Source organism: Pseudomonas sp. CAM1A, assembly GCF_047501685.1.
Classification (GTDB): Bacteria; Pseudomonadota; Gammaproteobacteria; order Pseudomonadales; family Pseudomonadaceae; genus Aquipseudomonas.
Map to the genome: position 1 here is coordinate 953,600 of NZ_JBFNXP010000002.1, position 17,787 is coordinate 971,386.

A 17,787-nucleotide genomic window follows, 5' to 3' on the forward strand; every position below is an offset into this window, starting at 1 on the left:
GCGACTGTTGAGGAAAACTGCATGGATCCAGGGCTGTTGCGCGTCCAGGAATCATGCTTCGAGTGCAGTCTTGAGTACCGCGCTTAGATGCCGTCGCTGGCTCTTTTCATGTTCCAGCAGCACCATGCGCCGGGTCAGCTGCGGCTCGCCGAAGGGCAGCACGGTGGCGGCAGGCAGCCGCTCGAGGTCATCATCGCTCATGGGGATTACCGCCACCCCGAGCCCCATGGCCGCCATGCGCGCCAGGGCTTCCTGGCTGTCCAGCTCCATCTGCTCGTTGACCTGTAGGCGCAGACGGCGCAGTTCCTGTTCGATCTGCCGGCCGGCCCAGGCGCGCTTGTCGAAGCGCAGGAACGGCTGGCTGGCGAGCAGCGTCGGCAGGCTCTGGCCAGCCAGGTCGGGGCTGGCGATGGCCCAGAAACGGTCCTCGAACAGCGGCGTGTACTGCAGGCTTTGCGGGTAGGGGCTGACCGGTTCGGTAGTGATTGCCGCGTCCAGCTCGCCATCTTCGACCCGCCGGGCAAGTTCCGCAGACATGCCCGACACCACGCTGACATGCAACTCGGGGTGGTGCGCCTTGATCCACACCAGTGCCCTGGGCAGGCGCCGGGCGAGCACGGTGTGGATCGCGCCGATGCGCAGGCGCCCGCGCAGGCTCGGGCCGCTGGCCAGGGTGTCGGCCAGCTCGTCATAGGCGGCCAGGATGCCTTCGGCGCGGGCCACCGCCAGCTGGCCGGCTTCGGTCAGCATCACCTGGCGGCGGCTGCGGTCGAACAGGGCGACTTGCAGCTCGTCCTCCAGGGTCTTGATATGCAGGCTCACCGCCGAAGGGGTCAGGCTCAGCAGGTCGGCGGCGCGGGCGAAGGTGCCGTGGCGGGCGATGGTGACCAGGGTGCGCAGGGCTTTGAAGGACACGCGTGGCAGGCTCCGGATGCTGGCAGGGCTCGGGTACGATACGCGAATGCGCGCCTCAACGCCCGGGGCGTCCGTATGCCTGGCTGATTCGGTCGATCACCATCGCCAGCGCGACGATTGCCAGGCCCGCCTCGACGCCCTGGCCAACGTTCAGGGTCTGGATACCGGCCAGCACGTCCTCGCCCAGCCCGCGGGCGCCGATCATCGAGGCGACCACCACCATCGACAGGGCCATCATCACCGACTGGTTGAGCCCGGCCATGATGCTCGGCAGGGCCAGCGGCAGGGCGATGCGCCGCAGCCGTTGCCAGCGGCTGGCGCCCAGGCCGTGGGCGGCCTGCAGCAGCGACAGGTCGATCTGCGCCAGGCCCAGCTCGGTCAGGCGCACCAGCGGCGGCAGGGCGTAGATCAGCGTGGCGAACACCGCCGGCACCTTGCCCAGGCCGAACAGCATCAGCACCGGGATCAGGTAGACGAAGGCTGGCAGCGTCTGCATCACGTCGAGCACCGGCAGGATCAGGCGCCGGGCCAGGGGGCGGGTGGCCAGCAGGATGCCCAGCGGCACCCCGATCAGCACGCACAGGCCGGTGCTGACCAGCACCAGGGCGAGGGTCTGCAGCAGTTTGTCCCACAGCCCGAGCATGCCGATCAGTGCCAGCAGCAGTGGCAGCATCAACGCCCGGGCCAGGCTGCGGCTGGCGTGCCACGCCAGCAGGCCGACCAGCACCAGCAGTAGCCACCAGGGCAGCAGGCGGAGCAGGTTTTCAAGGGCTAACAGCAGTTGCAGCAACTGGTCGGAGACGGTGCGCAGATGGTCGCCATAGTGCAGGACGAGCCAGTCGACCAAGCGGTTGACCCAGGCGGCGAAAGAGAATTGCAGGGCTTCGGGAAAACCACCGCTCACAGGCCGGCCTCGACCTTGGCGGCGTTCTCGGCGGGCAGCCAGGCCTTCCAGACCGCAGGGTTGTCACGCAGGAAGGTGATCGCCGCGTCGCGCGGTTTCTGCCGGGTTTCGCTCATGCGGGCGAGGGCCTTGTTCAGGGTGTCGATGGGCAAGTCGACTTTCTCGAACACGGCGACCAGTTCCGGGTGGGCGTCACGAAACGCTTTCGACACCCCGATCGAGAGCTTGGCCGGCAGCGAACGGCTGCCTTTGGGGCTGGGGTTGGCGGCATCGGTGAGGGTAGCCCAGGCGGCCGCATCGAACGGGGGTTCTTCGAGGCGTACCAGGTCGTAGCGGCCCATCAGCGGGGTAGGGCTCCAGTAGTAGAACAGCACGGGCTTGCCGAGCTTGATCTTGGCGGCGATCTCGGCGTCGAGGGCCGCGCCGGTGCCGCTGCGGAAGTTGTTGTACAGCCCGTCCAGACCATAGGCCTTGAGCTTCTGGCTGTTGACGGTCTCGGAAGTCCAGCCGCTGGGGCTGTTGAGGAAGCGGCCCTTGCCGGGCGCCTCGGGGTCGTCGAACATCTGGGGGTAGCGCTTGAGGTCGTCGACGCTGCGCAGGTCCGGCGCCAGCGGTTCGAGGTTGCGTGCCGGGTCGCCCTTGATGACGTAGGCCGGTACCCACCAGCCTTCCTCCGCGTTCTTTACCGTGTCGCCGAGGGCGAACACCTGGCCGGCCTGCTCGGCCTTGACCCAGGCGGGGCTGCGCCCGGCCCATTCCTCGGCGATCACTTGCAGGTCGTTGCGCGCCAGGGCCACTTCCATGCTCACGGTGCTGCCGGGGAGGGTGTCTGTGCTGTATCCGTAACCGTGCTCGACGATCAGGCGCAGGATCTCGGTGGTCAGTGCGCCGCTTTCCCAGCCGATGGCGCCGAAGTGGATGGGTTGCTCCGCCGCAGCGGCGGAGTCGGTGCTGACCAGGCCGAAGGCAAGGAGCAGGCTGGCAAGCAGGGTCGGAACTTTCTTCATCGGGGCCTCGTCGGTGCCGGTCCGTGGGTTCCGGCAAAAGTGTAGACGACGAGGCTTTTCAGCCGAGACCACCTGCAAGCGGCCCCGGCGCTTGGCAGTTAAACGCGGAACTGATCCATCAACCCCTGCTGCTGGTTGGCCAGGCTGTTGAGCGACTGGCTGACCCGCGCCGATTCGTTGGCCTGACCGCTCAGCGACTCGGTCACGTCACGGATGGTGGCGACGTTGCTGTTGATCTCCTCGGCCACGGCGCTCTGTTCCTCGGCGGCGCTGGCGATCTGCAGGTTCATGTCGGTGATCACGGTCACCGCCTGGCCGATGCGCTGCAGCGCGGTGACGGCCTGGCCTACCTGCTCGACGCCGCCCTGGGCCTGGCGGTGACTGCTGTCCATGGCGCCGACCACTTCCTGGGTGCCGGCCTGCAGGGCTTCGATCACCTGGCGGGTCTCTTCCACCGACTCCTGGGTGCGACGCGCCAGGTTGCGCACTTCGTCGGCGACCACGGCGAAGCCGCGGCCAGCCTCGCCAGCACGGGCCGCTTCGATGGCGGCGTTGAGCGCCAGCAGGTTGGTCTGCTCGGCGATCGAGCGGATCACCTCGAGCACCGAACCGATCTTCTCGCTGTTGCGTGCCAGGCCCTCGACCTGGGCCATGGCGCCGCTCATGTCGGCGGCCAGGGTGTCGATGCTGGTGGTGGTGCGGTCGATCACCGCCAGGCCCTCGCGGGTGGCCTGGTCGGCTTCACGCGCGGCTTGGGCGGCCTGGGCCGCGCTGCGGGCGACATCCTGGGCGGTGGCGCTCATCTCGTGGGAGGCGGTGGCCACCTGGTCGACCTGGCGGTATTGCTGCTCCATGCCGGCGCTGGTTTCGGCGGCGATGGCCGCGGACTGGTCGGCGGTGCCGCGGGCGGCCTGGACCGAGCGCTTGACCTCGGCGATGGTCGGTTGCAGCTTGTCGAGGAAACGGTTGAACCAACCGGCCAGCTCGCCCAGTTCGTCCTGCTTGTCGTACTGCAGGCGGCGGGTCAGGTCGCCTTCGCCGCTGGCGATGTCCTTGAGCATGGCGGCCACGCCAAGGATCGGCCGGGTCACGCCGCGGGCCATCAGCCACACCAGCAGCAGGCCGGCGATGGCGGCGGCCAGGCCCAGGCCCAGTTCGAGCAGGGTGCCGCTGGTGTTGAGGGCGTCGAGTTCAACCTTGAGGGCCTCGGCCGGCCCGGTCAGGGCGCTTTCCGGCACGTCCAGCAGTACGCCCCAGGGCTTGCCGCCGGGAATCGGCTCGAAGGCGGCCAGCACTTTCAGGCGCTGCTGGTCGTGGAGGATCTGCAATTTGCCTTCGGCAAGCTTGCGCACCAGCTCCGCGCCCTGGGTCCGGTCGACCTGGTCGAAGCGCTGGGCCAGCTTGCCGGCATCGGCGCTGTAGCCGGCCAGCAGGCCCACGGGGCTGAGGATGCCGACCGTGGTCTGGCCTTCGTAGAGGCTGCGGCTGGCGGTCTGGCTCAGGGCCTGCAAGCTGTTGAGGTTGATGTCGATGGACAGGGTGGCGATGACCTTGTCACCGGCCTTGAGCGGGAACACGATGCTGGTCATCAGCACGCGCTGGCCGTCGATGTCATAGAAGTACGGCTCGACCACGCACACCGTGCCGGTACTGCGCGGGCACACCCACCAGGTGTTGGCCGGCTGGCCGCTGGGGCCGATCTCGGTGTTGGCCATGTCGTGCTCGGGCAGCGCCATCGAGGTCAGCTGGCCGACCCGCGGCTGCGACCAGTACAGGGCGAAGCGCCCGGTCTCGTTGCTGCCCAGCTCGCTCTGGCCGGCGAACAGCTTGTCCTTGCCATCCAGCGCGCCCGGCTCGAATACCAGCGACAGGCCGAGCAGGTCGGGGTTGGCCTGCAGCGCGGCACGCACCTGGGCGGTCATGTCCTGGCGCAGGTCGTAGGCGTCGAGGAAGCGTTTTTCCGCCTGTTCGCGCAGGAACAGCACCTGACGGGCGAAGCCGGCGCCGTATTGGTAGGCGTCCATGAACTGACGGCGGATATTCAGGGCCTGGACCTCGCCCTGGGACTCGATGCGCGACTGCGCCGAGTCGGAGAGCATGCGCATGCTGCTGGCTTTGACCAGGTCCGAACTGTGGTCCATGCGGTACAGCGAAAGGCCGACGAGGAGGGTGACGATCGCCGCCAGGCACAGGCCCGCCAGCAGGGTGATCTTCCATTGGATGGAGAGTTGTCGCAGCAAAGGCATGGGGAAAATCCCTTGTAATAGGTTTGATGCTGCCGACTGTGTCGGCGTGCTCGGATTTTTCTTTATTCAAACGTTCAATTAAACCCTGCGACTTTCGTCTATTTCCTACAAAGGGCCACGGCGCAGACGCTTTTGACTTCTGCCGGTCTGTGCTTCAGAGTGTGCGCCCTTCATAACAACATCCCCTGGTCCGGCCACTGCCTGCGCGCAGTCTGTCGCCGGAATGCCCGCTTTTTGTCTGTCGTAACGAGGTTTGCACACCATGAATGCAGTGATTGCCGCGGTCGGGCTCATGCTGATCCTGAGTCTGTCCCGCGTGCATGTGGTCATCGCCCTGATCATCGGCGCACTGGCCGGAGGTCTGGTCGGTGGGCTGGGTATCGAGGGCACGCTCAAGGCCTTCAATGGTGGCCTGGGTGGCGGTGCCACGGTGGCGTTGTCGTATGCGTTGCTCGGCGCCTTCGCGGTGGCCATCGCCAAGTCGGGCTTGGCCCATGCCCTGGCTGACCGGGCGCTGGCGATGATCGATCGCCAGGGCCATGCCGACGGTGGCAAGGTCAAATGGCTGCTGATCGGCCTGATGCTGGTAGTGGCGGTGTCGTCGCAGAACATCCTGCCGATCCACATCGCCTTCATCCCGTTGCTGGTGCCGCCGCTGCTGTACGTGCTGACCCGCCTGCGCATCGATCGCCGGCTGATCGCCTGCGTTATCACCTTCGGCCTGATCACCCCGTACATGTTCCTGCCGGTCGGTTTCGGCAACATCTTCCTCAACGAGATCCTGCTGGCCAACGTCGCCCGCGCCGGCGTCGACGTGAGCGGGGTCAATGTCACCCATGCCATGGCCATCCCCGCAGCGGGCATGCTCGCCGGCCTGCTGCTGGCGGTGTTCTTCAGCTATCGCAAGAAGCGTGTCTATGACCTGGAGCGCATCGAGCAGGTCGAGCAGGTCAGCGTGCAGTACAACCCGGTGACCCTGCTGGTGGCCGGGGTGGCGATTGGCGCCGCGTTCATCATCCAGCTGTGGCTGGATTCGATGATCATCGGCGCGATGGTTGGCTTCCTGATCTTCTCGCTGTCGGGCATCGTGCGCTGGAAGGACACTGACGACCTGTTCACCGAAGGCATGAAGATGATGGCGATGATCGGCTTCATCATGATCGCCGCATCCGGTTTTGCCGAAGTGATGAAGGCCACCGGCGAGGTGAAGAGCCTGGTGGAGACCTCGGCGCAGTGGATCGACCACAGCAAGGGCATCGGCGCGCTGCTGATGCTGCTGGTGGGGCTGCTGGTGACCATGGGCATCGGCTCGTCGTTCTCCACCGTGCCGATCCTGGCGGCGATCTTCGTGCCGCTGTGCGTGCAGTTGGGCTTCGATCCGCTGGCCACCGTGTGCATTGTCGGCACCGCCGGTGCCCTGGGCGATGCCGGTTCACCGGCTTCGGACTCGACCCTGGGGCCGACCTCCGGGCTGAACGTGGATGGCCAGCATCACCATATCTGGGACACCGTGGTGCCGACGTTCCTGCACTACAACCTGCCGCTGCTGGCGTTTGGCTGGTTGGCGGCGATGACGCTCTGATCCTGAGGGACAGATGCCAGCGTGGGAGCGGGCTAGCCCCGCGATCACCGGCGAAGCCGGTGCCATAAAACGCATCGCTCCCGCGCGACCCATGGGGGCAAAGGCCCGCCTCTGATCAGCCGCGAGTCGGCGCCGGCACGATGCGGTTGAGGACGGTGCTGCCGTCCTTGCTGCGGGTCAGGTACACCGGCAGCACCTTGGGCAGCGTGTCGACCAGGCGTTCGACCTCACGGGTGCTGTAGATGCCACTGATGCGAATGCTCGCGGTGCTGTCGTCGGCCAGCGTCAGCGGCTTGTCCAGGTAGCGGTTGATCACCGGCAACGCCTGGCCGAGGCTGAGGTTGTCCAGCACCAGCCTGCCACTGCGCCAGGCCAGGCTGTTGGCGTAGTCGTCGCTCTGGTTCAGCTCGGGTTCGAAATCGCCCTTGTGGTAGCTGGCCTGCATGCCCGGGCCAAGGCGATAGCCGCCGGCGTTGCCACCGCTGCTGACCAGCACCGAACCTTCCACCAGCGTCACCTTGACCTGGTCTTCGTATTTCCACACGTTGAACTGGGTCCCGGTGACCCGGGTCTGGCCGTTGGCGGCGTGGACGATGAACGGGTGGCTGCTGTCGTGGGTGACCTTGAAGAACGCCTCGCCCTTGATCAGGGTGACCCGGCGCTCATCCTTGAAGTTCAGGAAGCGCAGCTCGCTGTTGAGATTCAGCTCGACGCTGCTGCCGTCGCTCAGGCGCACCTGCCGCAGGTGGTCGCTGGCTTCGAAATGCTGGTAGCTGTTGGGCAGCCAACCCTGTTCCCAACCGACCCAGCCGGCGAGCGGCAGGGCGAGCAGGGCGATGGCGGCGGCGGAGGCGAACGGGCGCCAGTGGCGAGTCGCCACCGGACGCCGCACGGGCAGCGGGACCACCTCGGCGCTGCGCGGCAGCAGGTCGGCGGTGTCCCAGATTTCCAGCATCGCCTGATATTCCTCGGCGTGCCGCGGGTCGGCCGCCAGCCACTGGCCGAACGCCTCGCGCTCGGCCGCCGTGCAATCGTCGGCGTGCAGGCGCATGCACCAATGCGCGGCGGCATCGGTGATTGCATCGTCTTCGCTTGGAATGTGGCGGTCCTGGTTCATCGCGGCTCCCGGTTTTGCGGCATTCTACCCCCGGGCGGGGGGTTCCGAGAACGAGTTAATGGCGAATGACTATCAATTGTGCAGTTTTTCGTCGTATCTGCGGTTGGGTTTCATCTGCGACAGGGCAGGGACTTCATGAGTGTCGACAAGGGCGGTAGCGCCAAGCCTTGACTTTCTCTTGCACCGCACGCTAGTTTCCCAGCCCATGAACCCATTCCCGCAGCGTAGCGCCCTCAGCATTATTACCGCCATTATCAGATTGGCGGGCTAGCGCACACATGCACTGAACCCGCCCTGGAGGCGGGTTTCTTCTCTCTGACTCCTGGGCACGACAAAAAAACCAGGAGTCATCGATGACCAGCCTCAGCGCCGCCCCACGTACCCCGGCCACCCCCCAGCAACTGCTGTCCGAGCAAGTGCGCCGGATTCTCTCGGCGCCGGTGTACGACCTGGCCATCGAAACCCCCTTGCAAGCGGCGCCTGCCCTGTCGGCCAGCCTGGGCAACCAGGTCTTGCTCAAGCGCGAAGACCTGCAACCGACGTTCTCCTTCAAGATCCGCGGCGCCTACACCCGTCTGTCGCGCCTGACGCCCGCCCAGCGCGAGCGTGGGGTCATCACTGCGTCGGCCGGCAACCATGCCCAGGGCGTGGCCCTGGCCGGCTCGCACCTGGGCATCAAGACCACCATCGTCATGCCCACCACCACCCCCTCGCTCAAGGTCGAGGGCGTGCGCTCACGCGGTGGCCATGTGGTGCTGCATGGCGAAAGCTTCCCCCATGCCCTGGCCCATGCCCTGCAACTGGCCGATCGCGACGGCGCGACCTTCGTGCCGCCGTTCGATGACCCCGACGTCATCGCCGGGCAGGGCACCGTGGCCATGGAGATCCTGCGCCAGCACCCCGGCCCGCTGCATGCGATCTTCGTCCCCGTCGGTGGCGGCGGCCTGATCGCCGGCATCGCCGCCTACGTCAAGTACTTGCGCCCCGAGGTCAAGGTGATCGGCGTCGAGCCGCAAGACTCCAACTGCCTGCAGGCCGCCATGGCCGCCGGCGAGCGGGTGATCCTGCCGCAGGTCGGCACCTTCGCCGACGGCGTGGCGGTGGCGCAGATCGGCGCGCACTGCTTCGAACTGTGCCGCCACTTCGTCGACGAGGTGGTGACGGTCAGCAGCGACGAACTGTGCGCGGCGATCAAGGACATCTACGACGACACCCGTTCGATCACCGAGCCCTCCGGCGCCCTGGCCGTGGCCGGCATCAAGCGCTATGTGGCCCGCGAAGGGTTGCAGGGCCAGGCCCTGGTCGCCATCGACTCCGGCGCCAACGTCAACTTCGACCGCCTGCGCCATGTGGCCGAGCGCGCCGAGCTGGGTGAGCAGCGCGAGGCGATCATCGCCGTGACCATCCCCGAGCGCCCCGGCAGCTTCCGCGCCTTCTGCCTGGCCCTGGGCAAGCGCCAGATCACCGAGTTCAACTACCGCTACTACCCGGGCAAGGAAGCGCGCCTGTTCGTCGGCGTGCAGACCCACCCCCAACACGACCCACGTGAGCAATTGCTGGCCAGCCTGGGCGAGCAGGGCTATCAGGTGCTCGACCTGACCGACAACGAACTGGCCAAGCTGCACGTGCGGCACACCGTCGGCGGCCACGCGGCGCCGGGGGCTGGTGAGCGGGTGCTGCGCTTCGAGTTCCCCGAGCGTCCGGGGGCACTGCTGGGCTTCCTCGAACGCCTGGGCAAGCGTTGGAATATCAGCCTGTTCCACTACCGCAACCATGGCGCGGCACAGGCGCGGGTATTCGCCGGGCTGGAGGTGCCCGACGACGAGCTGGCCGGGCTGCCACGGGCGCTGGACGAGATGGGCTATCAGTACTGGGACGAGACGGAGAATCCGGCTTATCGGTTGTTCATGGGGTAGGCCGGCTTGCGCTGGATCAATGCCCGCCTGGCCATTCCGGCGGATGCTGAACACCTACCGTCAGCTTGAGAGGACCCGGGCCATGAGCAGCACGTTCTTCATCCCCGCCGTGAACATCATGGGCATCGACTGCCTGGAAGAGGCGATGACGGCGATAGCCGGCTACGGCCTGCGCAAGGCGCTGATCGTCACCGACGTCGGGCTGGCCAAGGCCGGTGTGGCCGAGCGCATCGCCGGGATGCTGGCCATGCGCGACATTGACTCGCGGGTGTTCGACGGCGCCAAGCCCAACCCGAGCATCGCCAACGTCGAGGCGGGGCTGGCGATGCTGCGTCGCGAGGGCTGCGACTGCGTGGTCTCGTTGGGCGGTGGCTCGCCCCATGACTGCGCCAAGGGCATCGCCCTGTGCGCCACCAACGGCGGGCATATCAGCGACTACGAGGGCGTGGACCGTTCGAGCAAGCCGCAGCTGCCGCTGATCGCGATCAACACCACGGCGGGCACGGCGAGCGAGATGACCCGTTTCTGCATCATCACCGACGAGGCGCGCCATGTGAAAATGGCCATCGTCGACCGCAACGTCACGCCGATCCTGTCGGTCAACGACCCCGCGCTGATGGTCGGCATGCCCAAGGGCCTTACCGCCGCCACCGGCATGGACGCGCTGACTCACGCCATCGAGGCCTATGTGTCCACCGCGGCCACGCCGATCACCGACGCCTGCGCGCTCAAGGCCGTCAGCCTGATCAGCGACAACCTGCGCCAGGCGGTGGCTGACGGCGGCGACCTGGTGGCGCGGGAGAACATGGCCTATGCCCAGTTCCTGGCGGGCATGGCGTTCAACAATGCCTCGCTGGGCTACGTGCACGCCATGGCGCACCAGTTGGGCGGTTTCTACGACCTGCCCCATGGCGTGTGCAACGCGGTGCTGCTGCCCCATGTGCAGCGCTTCAACGCCAAGGTCAGCGCCGCGCGCCTGCGTGACGTGGCCAAGGCCATGGGGGTGAAGGTGTGCGGGCTGGACGCGGAGCAGGGGGCGGGCGCGGCGATCTCGGCCATCGAGCACCTGGCGGCGGCCATCGGCATTCCAGCCGGGTTGGCGGAACTGGGGGCCAAGGTCGAGGATGTGCCGATGCTGGCGGTCAATGCGCTGAAGGATGCCTGTGGGTTGACCAACCCCCGGGTAGCCAGCCAAGTGGAGATCGAGGCGATCTTCAAGGCGGCGTTCTAGCCCGGTCGAGTCATCGCGGGGCAAGCCCGCTCCCACAAGGGCCGCGAGATCCGGCTCTTGTGGGACTTTCCCTCAGCGTTCGCGCATGAAGAACCCGGCCACATATTTGCGGAAGGTCTCCAGGCTCTTGAAGTCAGCGTAGCGCTTGAAGTTCTCGGCATCGGGCTCCGGCCCGATCGGCTGCTCCAGCAGCGATACCGACAGCACCCGGTCCTGGTCCGAGGTCAGCACCAGTTCGTCCATCACCTGGCCGCCGATCACCGGGCGGCGCATCAACACCTTCACGCCCTTGCTCGCCATCCAGTCGATCAGCGACACCAGCGCCTTGAGCGGCTCGCGTTCTTCGTCGCGGTACACCGGGAACAGGTGCCCGCGCGACAGCACCGGCACGCTGGCGACGTGGATCAGTTCGTAGAAATGGCTGCCGGCGGTGGCCGGAGAATACAGCGCCAGGGCCAGCAGTGGCCCGCTTGCGCGGTTGCCGCCCCAGTACTGGTGGTGGCCCTGGAAGTCGAAGCCGTCCTCGCTGCGGTTGTTGAACAGCTTGCGCCCCTTGACCTGGTCCACGCAGTCGAGCAGCAGGCCGTGCCGACGGTGGTTGCCGAACACCGTGGCCTCGCGCAGGCGCGCCTTGAGCATCATCATGTGCTTCATGTCCAGGCGGGTTTCCAGGTAGTTGCTGGCGGGCACCCGCTCCAGCAGCGGGTAGCGGCTGGCGACAGTGCGCAGGTCGGCGAACTGCGCGGTGAGGTCCTTTTTCAGGTGGGTGGCGTAGAGGTTCAGGCCGCTGGCCTCGATCCAGGTCAGCAGCAGCGACAGCAGGCGCTGCTGCTCGCGGCGTTCGCCGGGCTCTCGTGGCGTCGCGGGTGCTTCGCTGTCACTGGCGCGGCGGTAGTCGCCGAGCAGGCGCAGTGGCGCATCCGGCGCCAGCCAGGCGGCCGGCGCGGCGCTTTCCTCGGCGCGCTCGCCGGCTTCGCGCTCATCCTTGCTGAACGGGCAGCCGGGGGTGTGCTCGGGGGTCTCGGGGTTGTTGCGCAGGAACAGGGTGCCGGTGCTGCCGTTCAACGAGACGTTGAGCACCGGCAGGGCATCCTTGCGGCAGTCGCAGGCCAGCCATTGGTTGGCGCTGCGGATCTTCATCAGCCATTGGTTGGCCTGCAACAGGCGCGGGCCGGTGAGGGTGCCACGGACGAAGCCCACCAGCAGTTCGTCCTCTGCCGGGGTCAGGCTGCGCACCAGGGCGCCGGATTTTTCGATGATTCGCATTGAGGGGCAGCTCCAAGCTACAAGCCTCAAGCTTCAAGCAAAGCGCGGCGGCTTTCAACTTGAAGCTTGCAGCCTGGAGCTTGCCGCTCACTGGCCGGCGAACAGTTTGGCGGCGCGGGCGCGGATTTCCTCGGGGCTGAGGTCTTCCTTGTGGGTGGAGACGAACCACAGGTTGTTGAACGGATCCTTCAGGGTGCCGCTGCGGTCGCCGTAGAACTGGTCCTGCACTTCGCGTACGGCTGTCGCGCCGGCGCGCAAGGCCTGGGCATAGACTTTGTCGCAGTCCTCGACATACAGGTGCAGGCCAACCGCCGGCGTCTCGATGGTCTCGCTGGGTTTGAGGCCGCCCTCCATGTCGCAGGGCGAGCCCAGCATCAGCGAGGAGTCGCCGATTTTCAACTCGGCATGGCCGATGCTGCCGTCAGGGCCTTCGAGGCGGAACATTTCCACGGCACCGAAGGCGCTCTTGTAGAACTCGATGGCCTTGGCGGCCTCCTTGATGCCGAGGTAGGGGGTGAGGCTGTGCTGGCCTTCGGGGATGGGCTTGGCTGCCATTTGCGTAATCTCCTTTCACGTGGGGTGGGTTGCAACGCCTTGGTGATTAGAGTCGTCTGCGCGGGCGGAAAATCGACTGTCGCCTTATATCGATTGTCTCTAAAAAAGCGAAGGGGCCGCGATGCGGCCCCATTTGCTCGTCAGCTTCAGAAGATGTAGTCGGTGGTCAGGAAGCTCGACTGCCGGTTGCGGATGATCTCGCTGATCAGTTCTTTGTTGGCTTCCTGGAACTTGGTCGCCACCAAGGTGCGGATGGAGAACACGCGCAATGCGTCATGCACCGACAAGGTCCCTTCGGCGCTGTTCTTGCGGCCGTTGAACGGGTAGGTATCCGGCCCACGCTGGCATTGGGCGTTGAGGTTGATCCTGCCGACCTGGTTGGCGAAGGTATCGACCAGCGCGCCGATGGTCTGCGGGTCGTTGCCGAACAGGCTCAGCTGCTGGCCGTAGTCGGAATCGAGCACGTAGTCGATCACGCTCTGCAGGTCGCGATAGGGCACCACCGGCACCAGCGGGCCGAACTGTTCCTCGTGATAGACGCGCATGTCCTGGCTGACCGGGTAGAGCAGCGCAGGGTAGAAGAACGAGCCGCGGCTCTGCCCACCGCCCTCGTTGAGCACCCGGGCACCCTTGGCGGTGGCGTCGTCCACCAGGCCGTCGAGGTAGTCGAGCTTGCCGGGTTCGGGCAGCGGCGTCAGCGCAACGCCCGGCTCCCAAGGCATGCCGGGCTTGAGCGCGGCGAGCTTGCGCTGGAACTTGTCGAGGAATGCCTCGACCACGTCCTCGTGGACGAACAGGATCTTCAACGCGGTGCAACGCTGGCCGTTGAACGACAGGGCGCCGGTGACGGCTTCTTCGACGGCGTTGTCGAGGTCGACCTGGGGCAGGACGATCCCGGGGTTCTTGGCGTCCAGGCCCAGCGCCGCGCGCAGGCGGTGCGGGCGAGGGTGGAGCTTCTTCAGGTCGCTGGCGGCCTTGTGGGTGCCGATGAAGGCGAACACGTCGACCTTGCCGCTGGCCATCAGCGCGCTGACGGTCTCGCGGCCGCGCCCGTAGATGACGTTGATCACCCCGGGCGGGAAGCTGTCGCGGAAGGCCTCGAGCAGCGGGCGGATCAGCAGCACGCCGAACTTGGCGGGCTTGAACACCACGGTGTTGCCCATGATCAACGCCGGGATCAACGTGGTGAAGGTTTCGTTGAGCGGGTAGTTGTAGGGGCCCATGCACAGCGCCACGCCCAGCGGCGCCCGACGGATCTGGCCGAGGGTGCCCTGTTCGAGCTCGAAGCGGCTGGAGCGACGGTCGAGGTCCTTGAGCGCCTCGATGGTGTCGACGATGTAGTCGCAGGTGCGGTCGAACTCCTTCTCCGAATCCTTGAGGTTCTTGCCGATCTCCCACATCAGCAGCTTGACCACTGCCGTGCGCTGCTCGCGCATGCGCGCCAGGAAGGTTTCGACATGCCCGATGCGCTCGGCCACGCGCATGTTCGGCCAGGCGCCGCGGCCCTTGTCGTAGGCGGCCACGGCCGCGTCGAGGGCGCTGAGCGCGGTATCGGCGTCCAGCAGCGGCGCGCTGCCAAGGATCACCTGGCGTTCGCTGTCACCTTCCTTGAGCCACACCGGGCTGCGCACGGTGGCCAGCGGCCCGTCCCAGCGGCGCAGTTCACCGCTGACCAGATAGTCGCGTTGCTCCAGGGGCGCGCCCAGGCGCCAGTCTTCTGGGATGTCCTCGGGGGCGGGAAACAGCGAGTCGAGCAGACGGTCCATGGGTACTGCACCTCTAATCCGGATGATGAAACGCTTCAGCTTGCGAGCATGCGCCGCCTGCCTGAAAATTGCCAGCCTGGCGCAGCCGCTTGCGATCATTCCTCGAACGGTGGCGGGAACACCTCGGCGTCCATCAGCCTCATCGCGCCGATAGACAGGCCATAGTCCCTGGCCCGTGGATCGGCGAAGGTGCGCAGTCGCTGCCACAGCTGCGGCTGAGTGTAGTCTGGCAGGTCCTGCAGCCCACGCAGTTCACGACGATACTGCAAGGGCAGGTCGTTCCAGATACTCCAGTCGTCGGCATCGGTGTTTTCCAGCATCTCTTCGTACTCGTCGTCGGCTACCAGCAGGTCGACGCCATTTTGCTCGTAGTAGGCCTGGATCTGCTGGCTGACGCGTTCGCCGAGTTCGGCGCTCTCCAGCCACAGCGCCTGGGCCGCCACCCGCGACAGGTGCAGGTTGTCCGGTAAATGGGTGAACCGGTTGTCGCGCAGGTCGACGACGACGGGGCGCCAGCCGTCATCGTCGCGGATGCCGGTTGGCCAGTCGGTAAGCTGGCAACTGTTGAGACTGAGCACGTCCAGGGTGTCCAGGCGGCTCAGGTCGGGGCTGCGCCCCAGTGGATTATGCGACAGGTCCAGCAACCGAAGACCGTCCAGGCGGTCCAGGGCAACCTGGTTGGTGTCGTTCCAGAGGAGGCCATTGTCCTGCATATCGAGCCATTGCAGTGAACGCGGCGCGGTGATCGCAGGCACCTGTGCGAAACCGCAGTTTTTCAGATGCAGGCGTTGCAACTGGGGAAACCGCTCGAGGAATTCTGCGGGCAGTTCGTTCAGGGCAGGGTTGGCGGTCAGGTCGATGCGCTGAATATGGGTGAAGCTATCAGGTAGTGCCAGCGAGGCCAGGTCCTGGTTGGTCAGGGCCAGGTCGGTCAGGCTGATCTGGTGGATGACTTGGCCCTCTTCCTCGGAGAACTCCGAGATCCGCTGCCAGTTGCTTACCAGTCGGCGTGCCGCGGCCTGGCGCAGTGGGTTGTCACCTGCCCAGGCGCGCACCTGGTCGCGGAACGCCAGCAGTTGCTGCTCCAGTTCGGTGAGCTGCAGTGCCGGATCCAGACCAGCCTCCAACCACTGGCTCAGTTGTTCGTTGACATGAACATCGGCTGTTTCGGGGTAGAGCGCCCGGTAGCGAAGGAAGAACCCGCCGAGTTCCATGCGCTGCACGGGCGGTGCAGGCTCGTGCATGCCGCCGCGCAGCTGGCCCTGGTTGCCCCAACCCGGCGTCGAGTCGTTCAGTAGCCGTCCGGCCAGGGCGCGGTCCGACAGGGCCAGGGTGTGGATCCTGCGGCGCAACTCATCGACATGGGTGGCGGTCAGGCCAAGGGCCGCACGGTCGTCTGAGGACAGCGCCTGCATGACCGCCCGGCAAAGGTCGTGGTCCTGTTGCAGAGGGACCGGTCGTTCGCCGAGGTAGGCTTCGTAGCCCTCGGCTGACTTGAGCACGGTACAGAGGCGGCTGGCGTCTTGCGCCCCGGCGATAAGAAGCAGCGGGCCTTGGGGGGACGCTACCCGTAGCTCCAGGCGCAGTTGCTCCGGCCAGCCACGCAGCTGCGGCATCGCGTTGATGATCAGGCGTTCGCTGAGCAGGCTGGCCTGGTGGGGGAGATACAACCCCTTCAGTGCACTCTTCAGGGCACTTTCGTCACGCTGGACGGCCTGAGTGGCCCGCCGCAGGCGCTGGCTGCCGTCTTCGAGGGTGACGGCTTCGAGGCTCTCCATCAACGGGCTGCTGGCGAGGCGTGACATGCCCTTGCCAGCCAGGTGCAAGCTGCCGATCAACGCCAGGTTCAGGCCCACTGACTTGAGGTGGGCCATGGCTTGCTCGCGGTCACCGACCTGCCAGGCCTCGTAACCTTCGTAGACTTCATCCAGGAGTTGGTAGGCAATCACCGCGGTCATGATCGTGCCCAGCGCGGGGACGAACATCCCGGCGATCATCAGCATATCGAGGCCGGCGCTGTCCCAGAGGGCCTTGCGCGCTTTGCGCGCCTGCTCGTCGGCCTGCGCGGTAGGCACGGCCAGTTGCAGTGCTTCGCGCTTCAGGCGCGCCAGGTGGTCGTCGTGGAGAAAATCGTAAAGGCCTGCCTCGAACGCAAGGGCGCGCAGGCGCAGGTCACCACCGGTGTTCTGTCTCAACCGGCTGGTGAACTGACCCTGTTGCTCGCTTGGCACGCAAGCCATGAAAGCCTGGAGAAACGGCGCCTGCTGCAAGTCGCTGCGCAACTGTCGATGAAGCGCCTCGAGGCTGTCGAAAGCGCGCAGGCTGTCGACCTGTCCCGGCAGGTAGAGCACGATGCCCGAAGTGACGGTATCGATCAGGGCCGCCTCATGCAAGGGGATGCCGAACAGGCTCAGCTGGCTGCAGGGCAATGCTTTGCCATCTTCCAGCACGGCCTGCAGCGCATCCCATCCGGCGCCGGTGAGGCGGTGGCGGACGCGGGCCAGGTCAGCCGCCAGGCGCAGGTTGTTCTGGTAAACGCGCAGCATCGCCGCACGCACTCCGGATGCGGCGAAAGCGGTATGCAGGTGGTCCTGGTAAGCCTGGCCGAGGTCCAGCTCCCGGCAGGTGCTGGCGAAAGCCTCTGGCGACAGTGCCAGGGCCTTGATCTGGATCTGCTCCGAGGGCAGGTCGATGTCGACTTCGGTTTCGCTGTCGCCCAGTGTCGTCCGGCCGGTGACCACGATCCTGCTGGCCTGCCAGTCACTGTCCAGGGCGAGGGCGCTGTCGCGGCTGAAGGTGACGGTGTCGCTGAAATTCTGCAGGGCGGCCTCGAGCAAGCTGTGGTGTTCGTGGTGCGAGAGATAGACCTGGAAGCTGTAGAGGTGCTTCACCCTGACCAGCGACGCGCTGCGCAACGGTGCGCTGAACGCGTGCTGCGCGCGCAGGCGTTCGGCAAGCAGGGGCTCGGCGAATGCGTTGATGCTCTTCAGCCCGCGCAGGCGCTTTGCCAATGCACGCTGCGCTTGCATCAGGCGTGCCTGGCTGGCGCGCACCGCTTCGCGCAGGTGTGGCGCGGCATTGGCGAACCAGGCGGCCTCGGCGGCGGGCAGGCCCTGCGTCGGCAGGATGGCATCGCTCAGTCGCTGCCAGTGCTCGGCATTGGCCTCCCGCGCCCAGGCGGGTAGCTGGCGCTCCAGGAGCGCATGGTGGGGGTTGGGAGTATTCGCTGTCATCTGTGGCTCCTTGCAAAGCGCACATCAGAGCAGCTGTGAAGGTGCTGTC

At 66.3% G+C, this 17,787-nt stretch carries 12 protein-coding genes and 1 pseudogene; 3 read left to right on the plus strand and 10 right to left on the minus strand.

All coding sequences use genetic code 11. From position 1 onward, the window contains the following. Positions 1–51: 51 nt before the first annotated feature. The 5 genes and pseudogenes from ABZO33_RS08120 to ABZO33_RS08140 all read right to left on the minus strand — a co-directional run. Positions 52–915: a LysR family transcriptional regulator gene (locus ABZO33_RS08120; protein WP_414535608.1), complete on the minus strand. Its 864-nt coding sequence runs from the start codon at positions 913–915 to the stop codon at positions 52–54. A gap of 55 nt (positions 916–970) precedes the next feature. After that, entirely contained in the window at positions 971–1,819 is an 849-nt protein-coding gene (locus ABZO33_RS08125) for an ABC transporter permease (RefSeq protein ID WP_414535609.1), read from the minus strand. Beyond that, a complete protein-coding gene (locus ABZO33_RS08130; protein WP_414535610.1) occupies positions 1,816–2,826 on the minus strand; it encodes an ABC transporter substrate-binding protein in 1,011 nt (336 codons plus the stop codon). Before ABZO33_RS08130 ends, ABZO33_RS08125 begins: the two co-directional genes overlap by 4 nt. Before the next feature lie 98 nt (positions 2,827–2,924). Next, a complete protein-coding gene (locus ABZO33_RS08135; RefSeq protein ID WP_371041468.1) occupies positions 2,925–3,680 on the minus strand; it encodes a methyl-accepting chemotaxis protein in 756 nt (251 codons plus the stop codon). A 102-nt stretch (positions 3,681–3,782) separates the two neighbouring features. Then, positions 3,783–5,072: pseudogene (locus ABZO33_RS08140) on the minus strand (HAMP domain-containing protein); the annotation flags it as partial. A 262-nt stretch (positions 5,073–5,334) separates the two neighbouring features. On the opposite strand from ABZO33_RS08140, the gene ABZO33_RS08145 reads away from it, so the two are divergent. Continuing rightward, on the plus strand, positions 5,335–6,654 hold the full coding sequence (locus ABZO33_RS08145; RefSeq protein WP_414535611.1) for a Na+/H+ antiporter family protein: 1,320 nt from the start codon (positions 5,335–5,337) through the stop codon (positions 6,652–6,654). Positions 6,655–6,769: 115 nt separating this feature from the next. Here the strand turns inward: ABZO33_RS08145 and ABZO33_RS08150 are convergent, their stop codons facing one another. Beyond that, positions 6,770–7,771: a FecR family protein gene (locus tag ABZO33_RS08150; protein WP_414535612.1), complete on the minus strand. Its 1,002-nt coding sequence runs from the start codon at positions 7,769–7,771 to the stop codon at positions 6,770–6,772. A gap of 353 nt (positions 7,772–8,124) precedes the next feature. Between ABZO33_RS08150 and ilvA the strand changes: the two genes are divergently transcribed. Both ilvA and yiaY read left to right on the plus strand, forming a co-directional pair. After that, positions 8,125–9,687, plus strand: coding sequence for a threonine ammonia-lyase, biosynthetic (ilvA, locus tag ABZO33_RS08155; protein ID WP_414535613.1), 1,563 nt, complete (start codon positions 8,125–8,127; stop codon positions 9,685–9,687). An 82-nt stretch (positions 9,688–9,769) separates the two neighbouring features. Next, positions 9,770–10,918 (plus strand): L-threonine dehydrogenase, encoded by a 1,149-nt coding sequence (yiaY, locus tag ABZO33_RS08160; RefSeq protein WP_414535614.1) that lies wholly within the window; start codon positions 9,770–9,772, stop codon positions 10,916–10,918. A gap of 72 nt (positions 10,919–10,990) precedes the next feature. On the opposite strand, the gene ABZO33_RS08165 is transcribed toward yiaY, so the two are convergent. From ABZO33_RS08165 to ABZO33_RS08180, 4 genes are all read right to left on the minus strand, one after another. After that, the gene (locus ABZO33_RS08165; protein WP_414535615.1) at positions 10,991–12,184 is read right to left on the minus strand and encodes a hypothetical protein; all 1,194 of its coding nucleotides are present in this window, start codon (positions 12,182–12,184) and stop codon (positions 10,991–10,993) included. 87 nt (positions 12,185–12,271) lie between these two features. Then, positions 12,272–12,739, minus strand: a complete 468-nt coding sequence (locus tag ABZO33_RS08170) for a VOC family protein (RefSeq protein WP_414535616.1) — start codon at positions 12,737–12,739, stop codon at positions 12,272–12,274. A 146-nt stretch (positions 12,740–12,885) separates the two neighbouring features. After that, positions 12,886–14,505 (minus strand): NADP-dependent glyceraldehyde-3-phosphate dehydrogenase, encoded by a 1,620-nt coding sequence (locus ABZO33_RS08175; RefSeq protein ID WP_414535617.1) that lies wholly within the window; start codon positions 14,503–14,505, stop codon positions 12,886–12,888. 95 nt (positions 14,506–14,600) lie between these two features. After that, complete coding sequence (locus tag ABZO33_RS08180) at positions 14,601–17,738, minus strand: dermonecrotic toxin domain-containing protein (protein WP_414535618.1); 3,138 nt, start codon at positions 17,736–17,738, stop codon at positions 14,601–14,603. Positions 17,739–17,787: the final 49 nt, after the last annotated feature.

What these genes read in the sequence shown, in the direction of transcription:
- ABZO33_RS08130 (WP_414535610.1), bottom strand. Translation starts at nt 2,826, where the DNA reads ATGAAGAAAGTTCCGACCCTGCTTGCCAGCCTGCTCCTTGCCTTCGGC.
- ABZO33_RS08135 (WP_371041468.1), bottom strand. Translation starts at nt 3,680, where the DNA reads ATGGAGCAGCAATACCGCCAGGTCGACCAGGTGGCCACCGCCTCCCAC.
- ABZO33_RS08145 (WP_414535611.1), top strand. Translation starts at nt 5,335, where the DNA reads ATGAATGCAGTGATTGCCGCGGTCGGGCTCATGCTGATCCTGAGTCTG.
- ABZO33_RS08150 (WP_414535612.1), bottom strand. Translation starts at nt 7,771, where the DNA reads ATGAACCAGGACCGCCACATTCCAAGCGAAGACGATGCAATCACCGAT.
- ilvA (WP_414535613.1), top strand. Translation starts at nt 8,125, where the DNA reads ATGACCAGCCTCAGCGCCGCCCCACGTACCCCGGCCACCCCCCAGCAA.
- yiaY (WP_414535614.1), top strand. Translation starts at nt 9,770, where the DNA reads ATGAGCAGCACGTTCTTCATCCCCGCCGTGAACATCATGGGCATCGAC.
- ABZO33_RS08165 (WP_414535615.1), bottom strand. Translation starts at nt 12,184, where the DNA reads ATGCGAATCATCGAAAAATCCGGCGCCCTGGTGCGCAGCCTGACCCCG.
- ABZO33_RS08170 (WP_414535616.1), bottom strand. Translation starts at nt 12,739, where the DNA reads ATGGCAGCCAAGCCCATCCCCGAAGGCCAGCACAGCCTCACCCCCTAC.
- ABZO33_RS08175 (WP_414535617.1), bottom strand. Translation starts at nt 14,505, where the DNA reads ATGGACCGTCTGCTCGACTCGCTGTTTCCCGCCCCCGAGGACATCCCA.
- ABZO33_RS08180 (WP_414535618.1), bottom strand. Translation starts at nt 17,738, where the DNA reads ATGACAGCGAATACTCCCAACCCCCACCATGCGCTCCTGGAGCGCCAG.